Source organism: Orrella marina (genome assembly GCF_003058465.1).
Lineage (GTDB): Bacteria > Pseudomonadota > Gammaproteobacteria > Burkholderiales > Burkholderiaceae_B > Algicoccus > Algicoccus marinus.
Map to the genome: position 1 here is coordinate 491969 of NZ_CP028901.1, position 21202 is coordinate 513170.

Below are 21202 nucleotides of genomic sequence, written 5' to 3' on the forward strand. Positions count from 1 at the left end.
TATGCGATCAGCAGGGGATACGCCTCCTCATCACCGCTTCCCGCCGTCTATGATCTGCTGTTTCAGGCCACAGCCGAAACCTTGCAAACGATTGCCCGGGATCCGAAACATCTGGGTGCCGAGATCGGGTTGATTGCGATCCTGGCCACCTGGGGTCAGAACCTGCAGCATCATCCGCACCTGCACTGTGTAGTCCCCGGGGAGGACTGAGCCCACAGGGTGATCGCTGGGTGGCTTGTCGCCCGGGGTTCTTCCTACTGGTTCGCGTACTCTCCAGACTGTTTCGTCGGCTGTTTCTGATGCGACTGCAGGCAGCCTATGAGCGGAGAGAATTGCATTTCTATAACGGACTGGAGTCGCTGGGGTCCGGCGATCAGCCTGTTGATATGTTGAGATATCATTCTCCTCGCCAGACGGGTTTACGTTTCTCAGCAAAAGCACGTGCACCTTCCAGAGCGTCTTTCGAAGATGAAACAAATGTTTTCAACGGCCGTTGGCGCTCAAACATCTCACTTTGCGGCCAGTCCAGTCCTTCATTTACAATTTTTTTGGCGATGTGAAGAGCAAGTGGTGCGTTCTCGACAATACGTCTGGCGAGTTCAATCGACGTGCGAAGTGCAGTACCTGGCTCACATAATCTGTTAATCAAGCCAAACTCTGCAGCACGCTCTGCAGTAATCTGGTCTCCAGTCAGAATTAATTCCATCGCTATGTGATAAGGTAGCCTTCTAGGCAGACGAAGCATTCCTCCGGAACCTGCAACGAGTCCACGCTTGACTTCCGGCAAACCGAACCTGGCAACGCTTGATGCGACGATCAAGTCACACGCCAGCACCATTTCGAAGCCTCCCGCCAGAGCATAACCCTCAACAGCTGCAATGAGAGGCTTGGCAGGAGGCTTCTCCGCCAGACCACCAAAGCCTCTTCCCTCGACATGAGGGCGAGAGCGCGTGCTCGCAAAAGCTTTAAGGTCCATGCCGGTACTGAATACCTCATCCGTACCTGTCAAAATAGCAGCCCTCAGTGATGTATCGTTATCCAGTTGCTCGAAGGCGCGGGCCATTTCATGGGCACAATCGTGATTGACGGCGTTGCGAACTTCGGGGCGATTGATCTTGATGATAAAAATGCCTTCATCTGCGGATGTTATTATGTGCTTGTACATTATTAGCCAATGAATTCACTTGCATTTGAAAATAAAACTTCCACGTCACCCCATATTAGAGTGATATTTTAGGTGCAACCTAAAATACAATGCCTTTTTTATTTTTTACTCATCATGAATATAAAAAACACTTTGATTGTGGAGATTTCTATGGAAATATGAAGTTGTAAAGTTCTATCTCTTGACACATAATGCATCGACAATACTTATCCCTTGTCCTTTTGGATGGACAATGACTGGATTCACATCGAACTCAGAAATTACCTCATGAAGGTCATTTGCCAGGATAGAGAACCTCACAATAGCATCAACTAATGCCTCAACATCTGCCGGGGGATTTCCTCGAACTCCCGAGAGAATTTTTGAAATTTTCAATCGTGAAATCAATTCCCATCCTTTTTCTAAGGATAATGGGGCTGGAGCAAGAACAACATCTTCTAAAACTTCTGCGAAAATACCTCCTGCGCCTATCATGACTATCGGGCCAAAGTCTTTATCGACTTGAATGCCCATGATCATCTCGATTCCCTGACCTGCCATTGATTGAATAAGCATTTCTTCAATAACCAATGAGGGATCAAAATCCTTAACATTGTTAATTATTTTTTTATACGAAGCCTCAAGTTCAGCGTCGTTATTTATATTTAAAATAACGGCATGAGCATCAGACTTGTGCGCCAAATCTGAGCTGTGTGCCTTTAGGACGACTGGATAGCCAATCTGGGATGCAATGGCTCTGGCATCCTGGATATTTCTTGCAATTCCCTCATCAACAGAACTAATTCCGTATTTTCTTAAAATCTTCTTGGAATGAAATTCTGGAATAATTTTTTTTATTGAAGATTCAATTAATGAAACTGAATCTGATTTTGTGTTGCTATTAATAGAAGAAATTTTTGTGTTGTTCTTTTCAAAAAAATATGCCTTCCCATAATCCCTCAATGCATTTAGAGAGATCACACATCCCCGAATACTAGTGAAACAGTACAGTCCGAAGGATCTTAGAAGTTGAACAGACTCATCTGATGGAACAGTGTAACTGTAAATCAGAATTGTCTTCTCAACTGAGCGAATCAGCGATGCTATCCTTTCACCCTCGTTAACTAAACGCTGTGTGTTAGCCAATGACACAGCGAGAACGATGGCGTCAATATAATCAAACTGTATGACCATCTCAAGAATATCGGCTATTCCTTTGCCAAACATGTGCGCCGTAGTGTCTATTGGATTGATGACAGATCCAAATGATGGGATAAACTTGCTAAGTGCGTTCTGATGTTCTTTTGTCAGTATTGGGAGGTCATATTTCTCTTCACGCAACGCATCCGACATCCAAACTGCCGCACCTCCTGATGCAGATATGACCGCAACCCGGGTTCCGTTTGGTGTTGGGTTCTGAGTTAAAGCAGCAGTAATATCAAGGAGTTCGCTCTGATCATATCCTTGTATGACGCCACAATCTTCAAGAACTGCGTCAACTATTCGAGAAGAGCTTGCAATTGCACCTGTATGAGAGGCGATGGCACGAGTCCCTACATCCGTTCGCCCGGTTTTGATCATCACAATTGGTTTTCTAGATTTCAGCGCATTCTTTGCAATTTCAACAAATCTCTTGGGGTTAATAAAAGACTCGACATACATAAGAAGTGCTGCTGTGTCGTCCTGACCGAGCATATAGTCTGCATAATCACTAATTTCAAGATCAACCTGATTTCCGGTGCTTACAATATAGTTAAAATCCAGATTGACGAGTTTCCCGCGTTCGTAAAAAGAGAATCCAAGCCCGCCGCTCTGTGATATTAAACCTATGCTTTTATTGATTTTTACGTGCTTTATTTCCTGATTTTTGTTTTTTATGCGTATACCAGGGCTAAAAGTGGCGACTAGGTTGTTGTTTGCAGCATAAAAGCCTTCAGCATTCGGTCCACTTATTCTCATGGAATGATTTCTGAGAATATTCTTTAGTTCCAGTTGCAGATTTTTGCCTGAATTGCCTGCCTCTGAAAATCCAGAGCTTATGATGATTGCATAGGGAATATTGCATTCAGCGCATTGGGAAATTGACTCTAGAACAAGAGGGGCTGGTACTGATATAATTGCAAGATCAATTTTTTTTGATACCGAAGTCACGTCGGGATAGCATTTTATATCATTAACATATTCCCTTTTGTTATTTACTGGATAGATTGTGCCGTTATATCCGCAGGATACAATTGCATTCAGTATTTTTCCGCCTATTTTGTTCTTGTTTTCGCTTGCGCCAACTAGCACTATGCTTTCAGGATAAAAGAATTTTTTCATGCTTTCTATTTCAATGAAATTGATTGGCATGGGTTCCATCATTTCACAAATTAAACAACTTACATACTAAATGGTTAAATTAAATATGATGGAACCCGTATTTCGGCTAGCATTTTCTGTAGGCCAGCCAAATGTTAATTATTTTAATTCAGTCACTGATGCTTTAGTAGAGGCAGATTCGCTTCCTTGACCAGATCATCAGCAATCTTGCGTTCCTTATGAATTGCCGCGGTCATTTCTTCCGGACTCATAATCATAGGTTCTTGATATACATTCATAAGATGCTGAACAACGGCCGGGTTCTTCAGGGAGTCGTTGAGCGCTGTGTTCAGTTTCTTTCCCACAGAGGTCGGTAGGCCAGCTGGCGCCAGCAGACCGTACCATATATACATATCAAAATCTTCCATGCCTGGAGTTTCCGAGATACTGGGGATGTTTCGGGCCTCGGTTATTGATGTGCTCCTGGTCGTTGCAATGGTTCTTGCTTTATCGCCGTCTACGAGTGGATATGCAACTGAAGGCGCTACTAGGGCCATATCAACGCGTCCTGAGCTTAAATCACTAACGACCGTTGCGGCTCCTTTATAAGGGATCTGGGTTATATCCACGTTTCCAGTAAGATTTAGCCATTCAATTGCAATCTCATTCGCGAACCCCACTCGTGCGGCATTTACTTTGTTGGGGTTTTCTTTTGAATATGCGATAAGATCGGCGGTGCTTTTTATCGGACTATCTGGAGAAACAGTCAATATGTGAGGAAACCCTGATACTCCACCTATTGGCGTGAAATCTTTATCATAATCATATTCCACAGACTCATATCGCGCTGGGCCATGTGTAAAAAATGCATTTGCCGTCACCAATACTGTATAGCCATCTGGGTTTGATGACATAAGCTCCTTTGCTGCTACCAGACTGCTTGCCCCCGGCCTGTTGCTCACCACGATTGGCTGGCCTAATTCCTTGCTCATTTGTTCTGCAATGGTTCTGGCTGCAAGATCAGTGGGACCCCCGGCAGCGTAGCCAACAATTATTGTTATGGGGCGCTGCGGAAAGTTATCCTGTGTATTTGCAACTGCTATCCCCAATACTCCGAGTGAGGCTATAGTACAAAAAGTAAGGCCACAATAACTTAATAATTTTCTCTTGTAATTCATGTCATCCTCTCTTTATCTCTTATTATTTTTTTAATATAAAAAAACTAATTCATGCGGCTTCTGTGTAGATTTTCTGGATTTGGATGGATCCTCCTTTTTTATTAAATTAAAATTTATATATTTTTTAGAAAATATTTTATTTTTGAGATTGATGCGATCAGATATTTATAATCTGATCGGTAATAAATTCTTTCCATTCCAGAGAATGCTGGATTTTATTTGGATTTGTTGCTCTTGTGAATTATGCTGAATTTTCTATGGACGTCAGAAGCGCCGTAGTTTTCCAGTCGTATCTTGGAAAGTGGCTTATAGCAAAAAATTATCTTAGTGCGGTAAAGGTATCATACAGTTTTGCTTTCAGCAATTCTGTTGGTCCACGATATGAGATATTTCTTATTCGTGACCTTTTGTTTTTCAGGAATGTCGTGGCTGCCTTTTCAATTTTTGATTTTCCATTTATTTGAAACTTTCAGGCTTGTATGCCCGCGTTTCTTTGTTGTTCTTCTTAAACAAACGTGGGAAATCCCCCGACTGCTGTGCCGGGGTGGCAGTAGGGCGCCTCGAATAACCTACCACTATGCTCGGATGCGTTGCGTAAGCAACTGATCTATAAAGAGCAGGATTCCTGGGAATGAGGTTTTTCGAGGTGCACAAGGTTAGTACTTGGTGAAATGCCCCCTGCGTCACAATACATGTCCGGTCATTTAATTTCTTTTTCTTAAATCAAAAGAGGGGCGGATGGAGTGAAAGTCATGCCATCCTACAGTGATGAATTCAAGGCCCAGGTTGTGCGCAAGATGATGCCACCGAACAGTCAGAGTGTGAGTCAGATCAGCAAGGAGATGGGCATCTCTGCACCAACCTTGTATGCTTGGAAGAATCAGTATCGTGCCAAGGGACATGTTGTGCCTGCCAAACCATCCAGACCTGATCAGTGGGATACCCGTTCAAAGCTGGCTGCGATCATTCAGACCGCATCCATGAATGAAGCCGAGCGCAGTGAGTACTGCCGTGCCAACGGTTTGTATCCGGAACAGCTCGATGCGTGGAAAGCTGCGTTGGAGTCGGCTGATCTGGATGGCCAGCCTACGAGCAAAGCTGACTTGGCAGCCGAACGCAAGAAGGTCAAGCAACTTGAACGTGAACTGAACCGAAAGGACAAGGCGCTGGCTGAAACAGCCGCCTTGCTGGCCCTGTCAAAAAAAGCATCGGCCATCTGGGGCATCAAAGAGGAAGACTGATTCCGGTGGAGATGAAACAGATGGCCATCCAGTTGATTGATGAAGCGGTTCAAGCCGGTGCCCGTTACGCACAGGCCTGTAATGTGCTGGGTTTGTCTTGCCGAACCTTGCGACGCTGGCACCAGGACACTGACGATCTTCAGGACAAGCGTGGGCGGGTTAAACGTATACCTTCCCACGCTCTGACAGATTGGGAGAAGCGACGGATTCTGGAGGTGGCCAATCAGCCTGCCTACAAGAGCTTGCCACCCTCGCAGATCGTGCCGAAACTGGCTGACCGTGACATCTATATTGCAAGTGAGTCGAGCTTTTACCGGGTCCTCAAAGAGCATGGTCAGAACAACCATCGGGGCAAGGCACAACCGGTTCGTAAGGTACCCAAACCGGCACCCGTTGTTGCCCGGGCACCCAATACCGCCTGGAGCTGGGACATTACCTTTTTACCGACACAGATACGGGGCCAGTTCCTGCGTCTGTACATGATGATCGACGTCTACAGTCGCAACATTGTCGGATGGGAGATCCACGAGGATGAGCGATCCGAGCATGCTGCGCGCCTGATGGAGAAGGCCTGTCTGAAGCACCAGATCAAACCTGATCAGCTGATTCTGCACTCCGACAATGGCAGTCCTATGAAGGGCGCGACGATGCTGGCCACCTTGCAAAGGCTTGGTGTCGTCCCATCGTTCAGCAGGCCATCGGTATCCGATGACATTCTCGGAGGCGCTCTTCCGTACCTTGAAGTACGCACCCAGCTACCCGTCGACAGCCTTTGCCGACATTGAGCAGGCGCGCCAGTGGGTGCATCGATTTGTGACCTGGTACAACCGGAGCATGTCAAGGGGGTTGTCGCCTGAATCATGCAACAAATCGCTTTTTATCTTTGATCTGAATCTCGGCTTTCACCGCCTCCTCTCGTTCCGGGTTCAGGGTGACTGCACCGACCGGCGACCAGTTCCTGGTTTGTCCTGACCAACGGGCCGGATTCTTCCGTTTCTGTTGTTGGTACAGCGCATGGCGGGCATCCAGAATCTTGATGTCTTCACCACGATGCCGTTGATCCGGCGTGACGTGCTGGATGCCACTGTGGCGGTGCTCATGGTTGTACCAATGCACGAAGGTAGCCCCCCACTGTCGAGCGGTTTCCAGTGTGTCGAATCCCCGTGCAGGAAACTCGGGCCGGTACTTTGCAGTCTTGATCAACGATTCGACGAATGCGTTGTCATCGGACACCCTTGGGCGCGAGTACGACGGCTCGATACCAAGCCAGTGCAGCATGGCCAGCACCGATGTGGCTTTCAGTGTGCTGCCATTGTCACCATGCATGACGGGCTTGTCGGCCATGGCATGCACGCCTTCGGCGAGCGCCGTGCGTTTGAGCAAGGCAACAGCGTGACTCGAGTCATCCTTCTCATGGATCTCCCAGCCGATGATCTTTCGGCTGTAAAGATCAAGAATCAGATACATGTAGAACCAGTGTCCCTGCACGTGTGTAGGCAGATAAGTCATGTCCCAGCAGTAGACCTGACCCGGTCGCGTTGCCACGTGCGTAGTGGGTCTCCTGGAAGGCTGTGGCGGGCGTGTACGGCCTCTGTGGGTGGTCTGCCCGTGTTGTCTGAGTACACGAGAGATCGTGGCCTCAGAGCCGATATAAACACCTTCGTCAGCCAGCATCGGCACGATGCGCGCAGGCGGACAGTCAGCAAACCGGCTTTCATTGGCCACGTCCAGAATCCGTTGACGCTCCTGTGGTGTCAGCGCATGGGCCGGGGTCGGTCGGGCAACAAGCGGACGACGATCACCTACCGTGAGTTTCTCTTGATCACGTTTCCATCGCTGCAGCGTCCGGATGGTCAGGCCCGCCAGTGAGCAGGCACGGTCAAGCCTGGCCCCTTGCTGATGGGCTGAATCAATGTGCTGGACAAGTGTCTGGCGATCTTTCAGGGCAATCATTCGTCCTCGCCCCTGTCCTTTGGAAAGATCGCCGAGAGCTTTTTTGAAAGCACCAGCAAGGCGGCAGTTTCTGCCAGTGCTTTGTCCTTGCGATTAAGATCGCGCTCGAGCTCCCGGATCCGCTTGCGATCGACCTTGGATCGCTGGTCGTTAGCGCTCGCCTGATCCTGCGGATCGGCCAGCGACTGGGTCGCTGTCTGTCGCCATTGGTCAAGCTCCTGGGGGTAGATGCCTTTCTCCCGGCACCACGCATTCTTGCCTGCCTCGTCCATGGCTGCGGTGACGAGCACCGCCTCGAATCGAGCCGCCGCTGACCATGCCCGCTCGCGAGCGGGCATGGTCAAAGCTTGCGCACGCCAGCGCTCAAGGGTTTGAACAGAAATACTCAACTCACGAGAAACCGTTTCCAGCGAAGCGCTCTCGGGAGGCAACAACCGTGCCACTGCTTTGTCTTTAAATGCTTGTCCGTATCTGGCCAATTTGATCTTCCAAAACCACCCTCGGGTTCAAAACTTATCGAGGCGACAACCATTCTGACGTGTGCCACGAAGCAGCCAGTGGCAGGATTTATACAGGCTGCATGCTGTACCCATGATGAGGGAAGGTCCCTCGACATCGCCATTCAGGTGGAGGTGTCAAACCGCCTCAAGCGGCTGCGGTCAAGAGTCGTGGTCGTGAGCGTTGAGGAAACGGCAGGCGTGACCTGTCAGGTATGAAACATTGAGACGAACGCAAGTGAACCGTTGATGAAGCATCGAAAAGTTATAAATGATGTCAAAACCGTGGTCATGTCAGAGACCCGGGACAAGGTCTGGCGAGTGCCTGATGATTGGCCAGACGGCATCCGGTGTATAGACGGCGTGACGCTGTTTCAGGCGTGGGTATGGAACGTGGGAACCTGTTGCTCTGATGGCAAGGGAGACGATCAAGCGGGCGCTCCCCGCAAGATCCAGCGTACCGATGCAGAGCGCAGGGAAGGAGTGACCCGTAGTAGCGTTGAAGCCGCTGTAATGGCGGTCGAGCCAAGGGGTCACGTCATTGGGTCTTGTTTGTTACGACAACCGCCTGGCGGGAGGATCTGATGAGCAAGACAAAACCTTTCGAAATCCCCAAACAGTGGGTCTGGGAAGCTTTCAAGCAGGTTCGCTCACGCAAGGGCGGACCGGGTCACGACGGCCAGAGTCTGGAGGCGTTTGAAGCCAATCTTGGCAATAACCTCTACAAACTCTGGAACCGGATGTGTTCTGGCAGTTACATGCCGCCACCTGTGTTGCTGGTTGAAATACCCAAGGCAGGGGGTGGTGTCAGGCCGCTGGGCATTCCGACCGTCTCGGACCGTGTGGCGCAGATGGTCGTGAAACGGTATCTGGAACCGGAGCTGGAACGGCACTTTCATGCTGACTCCTACGGGTACAGACCGGGTAAAAGTGCACTGGATGCCGTGGCAATCACGCGAAAACGCTGCTGGCGTTATGGCTGGGTTGTCGATCTCGACATCAAGGGTTTCTTTGACACGATCGATCATGAACTGCTGATGAAAGCAGTTCGTCGTCACACGCAAGAACGCTGGGTACTGCTGTACATCGAGCGGTGGCTGAAAGCCGACCTGATCCTGAGCGATGGGACACGGCGTACGCGCACTCTCGGCACCCCCCAGGGCGGTGTGGTCAGTCCAATACTTTCAAACTTGTTTCTGCACTATGTCTTTGACTGCTGGATGGACCGGAACTGGCCGGATACACCCTTTGCCCGCTATGCGGACGATGTGGTGTGTCACTGTGACAGTATGGAACAGGCCCAACAGTTGAAGGCAAGTCTGGAGGAACGCTTTGCTCAGTGTGGGCTGACGCTTCATCCCGAGAAGACGCGTATTGTGGACTGTCGCAAAGGCAACCCACCGGATCCTTATCCAAACCGCTCGTTCGACTTTCTGGGATATACCTTCAGAAATCGTCCGACCCGGGCCTACGATGGGTCCCTGTTTGTGGGTTTCAATCCGGCGGTTAGCAGGAAAGCCCTCAAAGCCATGGGCGCTCAGATTCGGAGCTGGAAACTGCACCGGAAGGTTCTGCACACGCTGGAAGGATTGGCGAGTGAGATCAATCCGGTGTTGCGTGGATGGATCGACTATTACGGAGGTTTCAATCATGCCGAGCTGGGTCTGTTGTTCAAACGACTTGAGGAGCGACTTGCAAGCTGGATACGACGGAAATACAAAAGTGTGCGCCGAAACCGCAAGAAATCCTGGGACATTCTCCTGAGCTTTCGTCAGCGGATGCCCAGACTCTTTGCGCATTGGCGTCTTCTGTATACAGGTCGCAAAGGTTCAATGACAAGAGCCGTATGACGCGAGAGTGTCACGTACGGTTCTGTGAGCAGCTCGGGGGGAAGTGCCCCGGGCTGACTCGACAAATACCGTCTGTCCTTGCCCACAGGGTGTCCGGTGAAAGGGATTCTGGAGCGGGTGACCGAACTGCTCTACCAGACACAGCGGCCACCCGCACCGGCCTGAGCGCAGACACGCGATCAGACAACCCTTTAAAAATTCAAAACCGAGACATCGGAGGTTGATGCACGCTTGTTGCTGACCCGTTCAGGCCGAAATCGGCGAAAGCAGGTAAGAAGTTGGCAAAATCCACTCTCCAATCTGCATGGCACGCGCAACGGAAAGTACGCGATCCAGCAATAACAGGATGTTCAGATTTCGCGCTGAGTGATTAAATCCTGTGGATGAAGATTCCACGGCATCAAGGCCTCATAGTCCTCGACAGTCTGCGCCAATGGCAGACGACGCAGGACGTGGCGCAACCACAGGTAGGGTTCGAACCCGAAGCCCTTGGCCGTCTCGACCAGGGAGTAGATGACTGCACTGGCATGTGCGCCAGCCGGTGTGTCACTGAACAACCAGCCCTTGCGGCCCACCACGAACGGGCGAATGGCATTCTCGACTGGGTTGCCGTCACTGGGCAGATCGCCGCGTTCGGTGTATCGCACCAACCGGCCCCAGAACTTGTCCAGATAAGCCAGCGCTGCACCCAGTTTGGTGCTCGGCGGCACCAGTGGCAGATTTTGATCGACCCACTGTCGAATCTCGTTCAGAATGGGCAGGCTGCGCCGCTGGCGAGCCAGGTATCGGTCTGCATCGCTGGCCTGACGCACGTCTTTCTCTATTTTGTAGAGACGAGCGATCATGGCCAGCGCCTGATCGGCCTTGCCGGATTTGCCTTTGTGCACGGCCCGGGCTTCGACAAACGGGCGACGCGCATGCGCCCAGCACGAGAGATGTTCCACACCAGGTGTTCGGGCCACGGCCGAGTAGCCGCTGTATCCATCGGTCATGAGGTATCCCGTCCACCCCTCGAGCAGTCGCACAGGGACCGTGCCGGAGCGACTTGGATCGTAGTCATAGAGCACCATCTTCTTGCCAGGCGGGCCTGCTACCTGCACCCACATGTAGCTTTGGGCTGTCGGATCTCGGTCAGGCTCCTTGAGCACCTGCACAATCGTCTCGTCCATCACAAGCACTGGGCTGTCGAGCAGCGAATCTCGCAACAGGTTGTGCAGGGGTTGCAGCGCCTGCGAGGTGCCGATCACCCATCGGGCCAGCGTCTGGCGGGTGACACGCGCACCCGAGCGTTCGAGCACGTGACTGAAACGAGCCAGCGGCAGACCATCGACATACTTGACCGTGAGCAACATCGCCAGCAAATCGGGGCTGGCGTTGCTGCGTGGCAGCACCTGCTTGGGCACAGGGGCAATCACCGGATTCTGGCTCTTGTCCGGGCAGCCGTAGCGCTTGCGGATATGGCGCAGCACCCGGATCTGCATGGGCACGATGTCAAGTTGCTCGGAGACTTCCTCGCCGATCTCCACCATCGGTGTGCCGCAAGCACAGAGCCGCTCGCTCTCGGGCACGTCGTGCACGATATCCACGCGAGGCAGATCACTGGGCATTGGCCCACGTTTACCGCGCGCTTTGGGTGTTCTGGGCGTTTTGGAAGACTCGGAGCTGGCCGGTGCAATCACCGCCTGGTCATCGGCCTCGGTGGTCTCGGGCGAACAGACGACCCTGGGCCGGATGCGCTTCGCTGCTGCGGCCAAACATTCGGCGTCGGGCCAGGATGAGGTCTTCGTAGAGCTTTTGCATGCGCTGCTGAAACTCACGCTCGTAGTGTGCCGAGTAGTGGGCATCATAATGAGCATCGTAGTGCGCAGCGTAGTGTGCCGAGTAATGCGCCTCATAGTGGGCGGCGTACTGCGCACTGAGCTGTTCGTGCAAGGTCTGCGTTAATTGCTCGAGCGCCGAGGCGCTGATCCCGAACTGTTCGGGATCGATCTCAGGCATCTCGATGAGAGGTTTGCTTGATGGTGCAGACATGCGTCATTGTAGCATAGTCTGCCCCAAAAATCTATGTAACAGATTGATAATTAAGCGTTTTATGTGGACCGTGCGCCCAGACATCAAACCCTTCCAGAAGCCACTGAAGGGCCCGTGGCGAGAGATTGACCGTTGACCCTGCCTCACCCCTGGGCCAGGCGAAACGGTCAATCTCGAGACGTTTATACCAAAGACAAAATCCGTTGCGATCCCAATACAAAATTTTGATCCGGTTGCGGTGACGGTTCATGAATACAAACAATGCGGTATCAAACGGATTCAATCCGAGCTCTTGTTCGACCAGGGCACTCAAGCCCGCAATGGACTTGCGAAAGTCCACGGGGTGGCAACTCAGATAGACCCGCTCAATCGCGTATCCAGGGTGCATCACTGATCTCCCTGAGCGGTCAGACACAGACTACGGAGCCAGTTGGCGGGTGGCAACTTCGCCAGCTCAATGCGCATATCGTCCAGGATGATCGTGCAGGCAATGCCGGGTCGTGAGGTAGCTAGCGGTGCTGGTCGCGACTGGACAGACTTCAGATTCACGCGCATGAAGCCTGACTGCTGCTTGCGCGAACGCTCAGCCTGTCGCCGGAAATGATTGCGCCACTTGTAAAGCTCGATCGCTTTGAGCTGGTTCTGCTCGGCATAGACTTTGGTGGTCAATCCTGAAGCGTCGATGGCATCCAGGTGCTTTCGCCAGAATTGTTCAGTCTCTGACATGTTGGAATCTCCAGTTGCAAGACAACGAGAGAATCGCATGCTCGGAAAATAACGAACAGCCCCGTCATAATGGAGCGCATACAACGGAAACGTCAAAGGGTGCAGAAATCAGGAAGAACCAGGGAAGTCGCAGCACTCAGGCCCGGTTTATGAAACGTTCGGGCTAAAGCGCTAACACACAGATTTGAGGAGCGTTCCAAAATGACAATGGTGATACCGTTTTACACGCCGTTTCATCAGCCCCGACTAAGTGTCATCAGCATTCTTGATTAGAAACGAACCTCAGCCACACTGGCGTCACACACCAATCTCGCATATACTGACTAAATGATCAGTATTCTTGGCGAGGTGACACAATGGCGATGAATCGAATTCAATTTCAACAGGGACTCTCCATGCCGGAATTCATACAGCAGTCTGGCACAGAATCTCAGTGTGAGGCAGCGCTTGAGAAGGCTCGCTGGCCCAGCGGATTTGTCTGCCCACGGTGCCATGAGTCCAATCACAGCAAGATTGGCGGTCGTACGCATGCCTTGTTTCAATGCCAAGCCTGCCGGCATCAGACATCACTCATTGCGGGCACCGTCATGCAGGGCACCAAGCTGCCATTGACCACCTGGTTTCTGGCCATTTACCTGATCAGTCAGGCCAAGACAGGTCTTTCAGCACTGGCGCTCAAACGCCATCTGGGCGTGAGCTACCCGAGCGCCTGGCTCATGCATCACAAACTGATGCATGCCATGGCCCAGAGGGAGAGACGCTATACCCTAGAAGGGCAAGTGCAACTGAATGACGCCTATCTTGGTGGTGAGCGCAGCGGCAAATCGGGCCGTGGCTCAGAGAACAAGGTTCCATTCATCGCCGCCGTCAGTCTGACCGATGACGGTCATCCGATTCGTGTCAAGCTCACGCCTGTTGCGACCTTCAGTATCGAGGCAGTGGCTGATTGGGCCAAAGGCAACCTCGCTCCTGGAAGTACGGTCCATTCTGACGGACTGGCCTGTTTCACAGGCGTGATGGCGGCACAATGCCATCATCAGCGCACCGTTGTGGGCGGGCGAAAGCCCAAAGATATGCCGGAGTTTCGCTGGATCAATACCGTGTTGAGTAATCTCAAGACCAGTCTGAGCGGAAGTCATCATGCATTTGCCTTTCGCAAGTATGCCGCCCAGTACCTTGCTGCATTTGCCTATCGTTTCAACCGTCGTTTCGATCTGAAAACACTGCACCAGCGTCTTGTCGTTGCAGTGGCGGACTGTGGACCGCTGCCCCAGCGGAAGATCCGTGCGGCTGAGACTCGTTGCTAATCAGGTCAGCATTTGCAATTTCGTCTGAGATATTCGGGCGTCGTGTCTGGCAGAACGCATCTCACATATGGATACTCTTTGGGTTCTCGTCAAGGGATCTGGATGTGTCTGGGGATATTCGTACCTATCTGGTCGCCAGTTCGAAGCGAACGCAGCATGAGTACTGACTGGTCAACCTCACGTTTCGTTTATCGGGACATTCTCAGGTTTGTCTGATCGTAACGACCGAGGCGGCACGGTTCGGTGTTACTGCCTGCGTTTGCGTCTAGTGAAGTCAATTTGCTGACGGCGATTCGTTTGTCACGGTCCAAGACTCAGACGCAGGGAATATACAAGGCTTGGTCGTTCGGGCAGCGAGCGCGGTAAAAGAGCTGGAGAACGTGTCAGGTACGGAGCATTTGGAGTGTTTCCTTGTTGCAAACACGGCTTACTTCAGGTCGTTTAGTATGTTGGGCTCGATGTGTGTTTCGATGAGATTGTGCATCAACTTGACGAGGTCTGATATTCTGATCTGAATGCGCTGAGAGGGGCCGCCAAGTCCCAACACAGCGCTTGCCATCCCTTCTGGGACTGGCAATACGACAGCGATCGCAGCCGCACCATCCGTGAACTGATCGTTGTACGCATACCCGGCCGTACGGATCTGGTCGATCTCTTTCATAAATGCATCTGGATCTTCGATGCGTTCGTGTGTTGGGACTCGTGAATTAATGCGCTTGAGCATTTTGAGGACAGATAACTCAGTCATCTGGGCGAGTAACATTTTCCCGGTTGCGCTGCGATGAATGGGTCTTAAAGAACCAGGCCTGAGAAAGTAGCGAAGCGCGCGACGGGACTGCATTGTATGGACGTATTGAGAAAATATGTCATTCTGCATGGCCAGCATCACGGTTTCCCCCGTTTTCTGCTGTAAGTCTGACATCAAAGCGATCACCGCGCCGTCCTGAAAGATCTGACCGTGCAACCAGTCCCCGAGCATACAGACGCGCATGGTCGGGGTGTATAGCTTGCCGACTGGATCGTAAAAAACATATTCCATCGACTGCAGACATTTGAGTAGTGCCAGCGCACTGGGAACAGGGTAGGACAGCCTGCGAGCCAGTTCAGTCAGTGACATGGGACGCTGGACGCGGTCAAAGAGTTCGAGAATTTCGAGTACGCGCTGCGCAGACTTCACGGTCGAAGACCGGGTCACAGAGAGTTCGCTGTCATCTTCTGGAACCATGTTTGGTTCAACTGCGATTGATCGGTTTGTGGGCATCTGAAGTATCTGACTGTTCGATGTGAATTGTTAGCTATAGCGCCGGTCCGGATCTTCGTTGCACCCGCGCAGATCCGGACACTCCATCGATTGTCCTGGCTGAACAAGCCCAGTGCCTCTGACTTTGCCTTGCGCGTTAGCAGCCTTTGAAAACAGGTTTTCTTTTCTCGCGAAACGCCGCTACTGCTTCCTTGTGGTCTTCTGTCGTAAAGATTGTACCCATGTGAGATGAAGCAAGATCCAAGTGTGTTCTGAGATCAATATGCATGCTTTGGTACACAGCTCGTTTCATCATTTTTATTGCCAGCGGTGGCTGTGAAGCAATATTGGCAGCCATCTCGTAGGTGGCCTCCATCAGTTGGTCATCATCAACGACTCGATTCACCAGTCCGAGTTGCTTGGCTTCGTCAGAATCGACAAATCTTCCTGTGAAGAGTAGTTCCAGTGCCATGGGAACCCCCACAATACGCGGAAGGTACCACGCACCACCGTCCCCCGCAAATATTCCCATGCGGACATATGTTTCAGCAAAGCGCGCACTACGCGCTGCAATACGGATATCACCCATAAGTGCCATGTCCATGCCTGCACCGGCTGCAACCCCGTTAACAGCGACAAGCACTGGCTTATCCATGCGCTCCATCAGGAGTGGGATTCTGTGGACCCTGTGGGCCAGACTTTGTTTGCGGCTGTATGCGGTCTCCACGCCATGGCGCTCTGCAAAGCTTCCAACGTCACCGCCTGAGCAAAAACCTTTGCCCGTGCCGGTGAGAACAACAACATTCACATCATCACGTTGCTCGGACTCCAACAACGCATCGTGCCAGGCGTGCAGCATTTCCCCCGTAAACGCGTTAAGTTTTTCTGGACGATTCAGTCGAATCGTTGCAATGTTGTCTTTCACTTCGTAAACCAGCTCTTGTTGCATATGAGTTCCGCTCCTTGTTAATAATTAGTAGATGCCTGTTTGTTGTTATTGGCTCTGGATTTGAGTTCGGTTACTGGTAGATCAGGACTATGTAGTAATCAGGTTTTGATGGTATTTGGTCAAGGGTTCAGATGTGGCAAAGACACTCAGACCTGCGCTTCATCCTTCATCAGTGCTGCGGATTCCGAGGGCATCAACGATCGTGATGCCCTGACCGTCTGGATGAACAAACACAGGGTTGACATCAAATTCGACCAGATCGTTCTGCAAGTTCACAGCCATGATTGATAGTCTGACGAGAAACTGTGCAAGACTGTTCCTGTCTGCGGCTGGCTGTCCTCGGACGCCATCGAGTAGCTTGTTGCCCTTGAGGCGTCGGATCAATGAATGGCTCTCCGACAGAGAAAGTGGTGCAGGTGCAAGTGCCGTATCCTCAAGCACTTCAGCGAATATTCCACCAGATCCAATCATGATCATCGGGCCAAACTGTTTATCCATCACGATGCCAGCCATCATCTCGACCCCCGGTTTGGCCATTGCCTGTACCAGAACGCCATCGATAACGGCATCCGGGGCGTAGGGCTTCGCCCTGGAAAGGATTTGCCTGAAGGCTGGCTCAATCGAGCGATCATCCGGTAAGCCAAGCTGTACGACTTGCGCTTCCGTTTTATGGGTGATGTCCGCGCTATGGACTTTGAGTGCAACCGGATAGCCGATTCTGGCGGCGATCTGTCTTGCGTGTTCAGGGTCTGTAGCAATAGCCTCTTGCGCGATCGGGATGCCGTAAAGTTCCATTAACTGTTTGGCCTGGAATTCGGCAATGACCTTGCCGGGATAACTTTTCAGTACTGCTTTTACTTTGGTTTGTACTGGACCGGGTAACCAGTCGACTCGCTCGGGTTGTTTTTCCTTATCCAGAAAGTTGCGATAATCGCGCATGGCAGCCAGAGCAAGCACGCATCCTCGGATCGTGGTGAAACAGTGCAGTCCAAGATCTCTAAGTCTGGCTCGTGACCCTTCTGAAATGAGTGTGTAGCTATAGAGCAGTACGGGTTTTCCGATGCTGCGACTCAGCTCGGCAATTCGCTGGCCTTCGCTGATAAGACGTTTCTCGTGGGCGAAAGACGCGGCCAGTATGATTGCATCGATGTTGTCAGCCTTTGCCAGAACTTCCAACGTTTCGCTATAGCCATGCACTGTCGTCTGCGCTGTGATGTCTACCGGATTGGCCGTAGATCCAAAAGAGGGAATGAAGGTCTGTAATACTGACTGGCTGTTCTCGTCTAGTGTGGGTAGCTCGAATCCCTGTGCCTGCAGGGCATCCGTTAGCCAGACAGCGGTACCACCAGAGGGCGACACGACTGCAACTCGGTCATCCTTTGGGAGTGCGTAGTTGGTCAAACCAGCTGCGATATCGAGCAACTCACCTTGATCGTCAGCGCGCAAGACTCCGCACGCGTCTAGCACGGCATCCACGACCTTGGCCGGGCTGGCCAGGGCTCCGGTGTGCGATGCAGCAGCTTTCCCACCGGCCACGGAACGGCCAACCTTGACGATCACAATCGGTTTACGCAGAACTGCAGCTCGACGTGCTAACTCGACAAACCGCTTGGCATTCGCAAATGATTCAACGTACATCATTACAACTGCGGTTTCAGGTTGTTCGATAATGTAATCCGCGTAGTCGCTGAGCTCGAGATCGACCTGGTTACCTACGCTGACGATATGATTAAAGTTAAGATTGTCGCGTCGTCCTCGGTTGTAAAACCCAAACCCCAGACCTCCACTTTGCGACACAATGCCGATTTGACGCTTGGCGGCTAGATCGCCGATTTCGATATTGATAGCGGGGCTAAAAGTCGCAGCCAGCTTGGTTCTCGTCGTGAACAGGCCTTCTGAGTTGGGCCCACTCACCCGAACACCGACTTCTTTTGAGACCCGCAAGAGCTCTGCCTGCAGTGCCTGTCCTTCGGCCCCAGCCTCGTTGAACCCAGAGCTCACCACCAGCACATACGGGATTGCTTTTTGGCCGCACTGACGGACAGCCTCACATACAAGCTGGGCAGGAATGGCGATGATAGCCAAGTCAATTTTGTCTTCAATAGACACTACATCCGGGTAGGCTTTAAGGCCACCAATATGGGTATGTCTAGGGTGAATGGGATAGATCCGCCCCTCATATCCGTGGGAGATAATGGCATCAAGTGTCTTGCCACCAATTTTTTCCGTGCCTTCACTTGCACCAATCACGGCAATACTTTCGGGGTAAAAGAACTGCTTCATGTGGACAAGCCCTCCATCAAGGCCGTGAGTCTGGACGCGGTCGGTGACGGGTCGCAGATGAGTGGCCACAGACCAACCCCACCGGCATGCAGTGCAATCTTGCCGAGTGCGTCTGCCCACTGGGCTTCATTGCCAAATTCATCTCGCCAAGCAAAGAGCCGCCGTGTCCAGAAATGGAGCGAATATTCCTTAGTGATGCCCATGGCTCCGTGCACCTGATGTGCGGTTCTGGCGGCCAGGCCTGCTGCTTCTCCAGTTCGCACTTTAGCTGCTGCAATTTCGAACATGGCGGGGCCTTGCTTCGCAGCGAATGTCGCTGCCAGTGCCGCGGCGCTCGCTGCGGCGGTGTGGCTTGCCTGAACGGCGACCAGATGCTGGATAGCCTGAAATTTCGCGATTGGTCTGCCAAACTGAACTCGGTCCTTGCTGTATTGCAGTGTCAAGTCGAGAACCTTGCGCATTGCTGCGACCATCTGCAGACTTCGTGCAAGGGATCCTTCTGCTAGCAGATTGTTAACGGGTTTGTAGCTCAGGCTGACACAGTCTGATGACACATTGACAGAGGACAGTGTTATCGCGTCTTTGGGCTCGTCTGCGACATTGAACGACGGGGATATGCTATCTGCTGACAGAATGGCCGGCTCAAGCCGGACAAGTGCTGTGCCTTGCTGATACTGGACAGGTACCGCAATTGCAGCGGCACGGTGGCCCCAGCCGATACGAGAGATCCGCCCGTTGACACGCCAGCCGCTTTTAGTCGAGGTTAGCGTGGGGAGTGCAACGCCTGGGATGTTGTTGGAAATGCTTAGCGGTCCATCTGGAAATGCCAAGCCCGCAAATGTGAAGTGGCGCTGGGCGAGCAGGGTTTCGACCCACGGGATGGGTGCAGCAAACTCACCAGCCAGTGAGATCAGGACTGAGAGAGTTTCCCAGTCTAGTAGCTCATTGCCGGTGGAATCAGGCTTGACCGCATCGGTCAGCCCCGATTTTTGCAAGGCATCCCACAGTGCCTGAGGCCAATGACCAGCGGTACATTTTTCAAGTACGTGTGTATCACAGTAGTCCGAAAGTATTCGCGCCCCCGCTGCGTGCAGCATGTGTCGAAACTCGATTTCGTCCTGATGTTCTTTATCGTGATAAGTCATCTCATCCCCAGGCTTTTTGCGATCATGCCTCTCAAAATTTCGCGAGTTCCACCGCGAATGCTGTAAACCGGCGCGTTGAGCGTTACAAATGCGAGAGCCTGTTCGAATGCACCAACACTGGCTGGATCGTCTCGCAATGACTGCGGTATCAGCCTTCGTGCAATCTCGGGGATCTCTTGCTCAAATGTGGTTCCTAGATCCTTGATCAGGGCAGCCTGGGTGGTTGGCATGGACCCTTGTCTGACAAGGTCTGCCACTGAGAGTGACATGTGGTGCAGCGTCCACAGATGAGCGACCAGTCGTCCGATCTCCTCTTGTGCCACGCTGTTGTGGTTTGGGCTGGCTTGCTCCAGCAGATCGTTGAGCAGGCCGATTGAACTCATCCAACGATCGGGTCCACTTCGCTCGTAAACGAGTTCGCTAGTCACTTGCTTCCATCCGTTGCCGATCTGACCAACGACATCTTCATCGCTGACAAAGACTTCATCAAAAAACACTTCGTTGAAGTCGTGCTCGCCTGACATGTTACGAATCGGTCGGATAGTAAGACCAGGTGATTGCATATCAATCAGAAACTGGCTGACCCCCTCGTGGCGGCTTTTCCCGGCATCGCCAGTGCGGGCAAACAGTATCATCATATGAACACGATGCGCATTGCTGGTCCAGATCTTGGATCCGTTGATCCGCCAGCCCCCAGGTACCTGCGTCGCACGGGTGCGGATTGATGCCAGATCTGAACCCGAGTTCGGCTCACTCATGCCAATGCAGAAGTACAACTCTCCTTTTGCGATACGAGGCAAAAATCGTTCTTTCTGGGAGTCCGTGCCGAACCTCAGTAACAGAGGGCCACTTTGTCGATCGGCCACCCAGTGCGCGCGCACGGGGGCTCCGGCGGCGAGCAACTCCTCTGTGAGAATGTGTCGCTCAATCGGGCTGCGCTCATGCCCACCGTATGCTTTGGGCCAAGTCATGCCAATCCAGCCTTGACTTGCCAGAGTTTTGCTAAAGCCAGGATCGAATGTTGCCCAGCCACTGGGCTTAGGTGCCCACAAGCCGAGTGCACGCTGATCGTCAAGAAAAGTTCTGATTTCACGTCTGAAATTTCGCAAAGCCTCGGGTTCACGAAATGATGGGAATCGCATGACTTCAATGGTCAACACTGTCTCCTGTTTCTGTAACTTGTCTGTTCTGCTTGAGGGATGGGCAGTAAGCGTCAGCTCTTAGTTTGATTTGTAATTTACATCTATAAATTAATTAATCACAAGTGTAAAGTTATAGTATTGTGATGGAAGGCTACAGGTTAATCAGGTCAAGTCGACGACGTCAGTTTTTGAAAGCAATGCTTGACTTATGTCTT

Annotated in this window: 17 protein-coding genes and 2 pseudogenes; 6 read left to right on the forward strand and 13 right to left on the reverse strand. The window is 51.9% G+C overall.

Annotation, left to right across the window (positions count from 1 at the left end; translation table 11 throughout):
* Positions 1-45: 45 nt before the first annotated feature.
* A pseudogene (locus tag DBV39_RS02170) lies at positions 46-362 on the forward strand (transposase); the annotation flags it as partial.
* 35 nt (positions 363-397) lie between these two features.
* On the opposite strand, the gene DBV39_RS02175 reads toward DBV39_RS02170, so the two are convergent.
* The 3 genes from DBV39_RS02175 to DBV39_RS02185 form a co-directional block, all read right to left on the reverse strand.
* Entirely contained in the window at positions 398-1165 is a 768-nt protein-coding gene (locus tag DBV39_RS02175; RefSeq protein ID WP_108620156.1) for a crotonase/enoyl-CoA hydratase family protein, read from the reverse strand.
* Positions 1166-1339: 174 nt separating this feature from the next.
* Positions 1340-3496, reverse strand: coding sequence for an acetate--CoA ligase family protein (locus tag DBV39_RS02180; protein ID WP_159078743.1), 2157 nt, complete (start codon positions 3494-3496; stop codon positions 1340-1342).
* Positions 3497-3618: 122 nt separating this feature from the next.
* The gene (locus DBV39_RS02185) at positions 3619-4623 is read right to left on the reverse strand and encodes a Bug family tripartite tricarboxylate transporter substrate binding protein (protein WP_108620158.1); all 1005 of its coding nucleotides are present in this window, start codon (positions 4621-4623) and stop codon (positions 3619-3621) included.
* Between the two features lie 752 nt (positions 4624-5375).
* Here DBV39_RS02185 and DBV39_RS02190 point away from each other — a divergent pair.
* Together DBV39_RS02190 and DBV39_RS02195 are read left to right on the forward strand one after the other, a co-directional pair.
* Positions 5376-5864, forward strand: a complete 489-nt coding sequence (locus DBV39_RS02190) for a transposase (protein ID WP_108620159.1) — start codon at positions 5376-5378, stop codon at positions 5862-5864.
* Between the two features lie 20 nt (positions 5865-5884).
* Positions 5885-6649 (forward strand): DDE-type integrase/transposase/recombinase, encoded by a 765-nt coding sequence (locus tag DBV39_RS02195; protein WP_159078744.1) that lies wholly within the window; start codon positions 5885-5887, stop codon positions 6647-6649.
* Positions 6650-6722: 73 nt separating this feature from the next.
* On the opposite strand, the gene DBV39_RS02200 is transcribed toward DBV39_RS02195, so the two are convergent.
* A protein-coding gene (locus tag DBV39_RS02200; RefSeq protein ID WP_108620161.1) for an IS3 family transposase occupies positions 6723-8296 on the reverse strand; the annotation gives its coding sequence in 2 pieces (ribosomal slippage) (positions 6723-7852 and positions 7852-8296; 1575 coding nt in all).
* A 267-nt stretch (positions 8297-8563) separates the two neighbouring features.
* Between DBV39_RS02200 and DBV39_RS02205 the strand changes: the two genes are divergently transcribed.
* Together DBV39_RS02205 and ltrA are read left to right on the forward strand one after the other, a co-directional pair.
* Positions 8564-8899: a hypothetical protein gene (locus DBV39_RS02205; RefSeq protein WP_108620162.1), complete on the forward strand. Its 336-nt coding sequence runs from the start codon at positions 8564-8566 to the stop codon at positions 8897-8899.
* Positions 8899-10164: a group II intron reverse transcriptase/maturase gene (gene ltrA / locus DBV39_RS02210; protein WP_108620163.1), complete on the forward strand. Its 1266-nt coding sequence runs from the start codon at positions 8899-8901 to the stop codon at positions 10162-10164. Before DBV39_RS02205 ends, ltrA begins: the two co-directional genes overlap by 1 nt.
* A 350-nt stretch (positions 10165-10514) precedes the next feature.
* Here ltrA and tnpC read toward each other — a convergent pair.
* The 4 genes and pseudogenes from tnpC to tnpA form a co-directional block, all read right to left on the reverse strand.
* Positions 10515-11867 (reverse strand): annotated as a pseudogene (gene tnpC / locus DBV39_RS02215) (IS66 family transposase); the annotation flags it as partial.
* Positions 11851-12195, reverse strand: a complete 345-nt coding sequence (locus DBV39_RS19380) for a hypothetical protein (protein ID WP_159078746.1) — start codon at positions 12193-12195, stop codon at positions 11851-11853. The gene DBV39_RS19380 and the pseudogene tnpC, both read right to left, overlap by 17 nt.
* A 31-nt stretch (positions 12196-12226) precedes the next feature.
* On the reverse strand, positions 12227-12583 hold the full coding sequence (tnpB, locus tag DBV39_RS02220; protein WP_108620165.1) for an IS66 family insertion sequence element accessory protein TnpB: 357 nt from the start codon (positions 12581-12583) through the stop codon (positions 12227-12229).
* Positions 12583-12921, reverse strand: coding sequence for an IS66 family insertion sequence element accessory protein TnpA (tnpA, locus tag DBV39_RS02225; protein WP_108620166.1), 339 nt, complete (start codon positions 12919-12921; stop codon positions 12583-12585). Before tnpA ends, tnpB begins: the two co-directional genes overlap by 1 nt.
* A 356-nt stretch (positions 12922-13277) precedes the next feature.
* Here tnpA and DBV39_RS02230 point away from each other — a divergent pair, with 356 nt between their 5' ends.
* Positions 13278-14228, forward strand: coding sequence for an IS1595 family transposase (locus tag DBV39_RS02230; protein WP_108620167.1), 951 nt, complete (start codon positions 13278-13280; stop codon positions 14226-14228).
* Positions 14229-14655: 427 nt separating this feature from the next.
* Here the strand turns inward: DBV39_RS02230 and DBV39_RS02235 are convergent, their stop codons facing one another.
* The 5 genes from DBV39_RS02235 to DBV39_RS02255 form a co-directional block, all read right to left on the reverse strand.
* Positions 14656-15453: an IclR family transcriptional regulator gene (locus tag DBV39_RS02235; protein WP_159078747.1), complete on the reverse strand. Its 798-nt coding sequence runs from the start codon at positions 15451-15453 to the stop codon at positions 14656-14658.
* Positions 15454-15625: 172 nt separating this feature from the next.
* Positions 15626-16417, reverse strand: a complete 792-nt coding sequence (locus DBV39_RS02240; RefSeq protein WP_108620169.1) for an enoyl-CoA hydratase/isomerase family protein — start codon at positions 16415-16417, stop codon at positions 15626-15628.
* A 159-nt stretch (positions 16418-16576) separates the two neighbouring features.
* Positions 16577-18700 carry an acetate--CoA ligase family protein gene (locus DBV39_RS02245; RefSeq protein WP_108620170.1) on the reverse strand — a complete coding sequence of 708 codons (2124 nt, stop codon included), beginning with the start codon at positions 18698-18700 and terminating at the stop codon, positions 16577-16579.
* On the reverse strand, positions 18697-19845 hold the full coding sequence (locus DBV39_RS02250) for an acyl-CoA dehydrogenase family protein (RefSeq protein WP_108620171.1): 1149 nt from the start codon (positions 19843-19845) through the stop codon (positions 18697-18699). The genes DBV39_RS02245 and DBV39_RS02250 overlap by 4 nt, the downstream gene beginning before the upstream one ends.
* Complete coding sequence (locus DBV39_RS02255; RefSeq protein ID WP_227870771.1) at positions 19842-21002, reverse strand: acyl-CoA dehydrogenase family protein; 1161 nt, start codon at positions 21000-21002, stop codon at positions 19842-19844. The genes DBV39_RS02250 and DBV39_RS02255 overlap by 4 nt, the downstream gene beginning before the upstream one ends.
* Between the last annotated feature and the right edge of the window lie 200 nt (positions 21003-21202).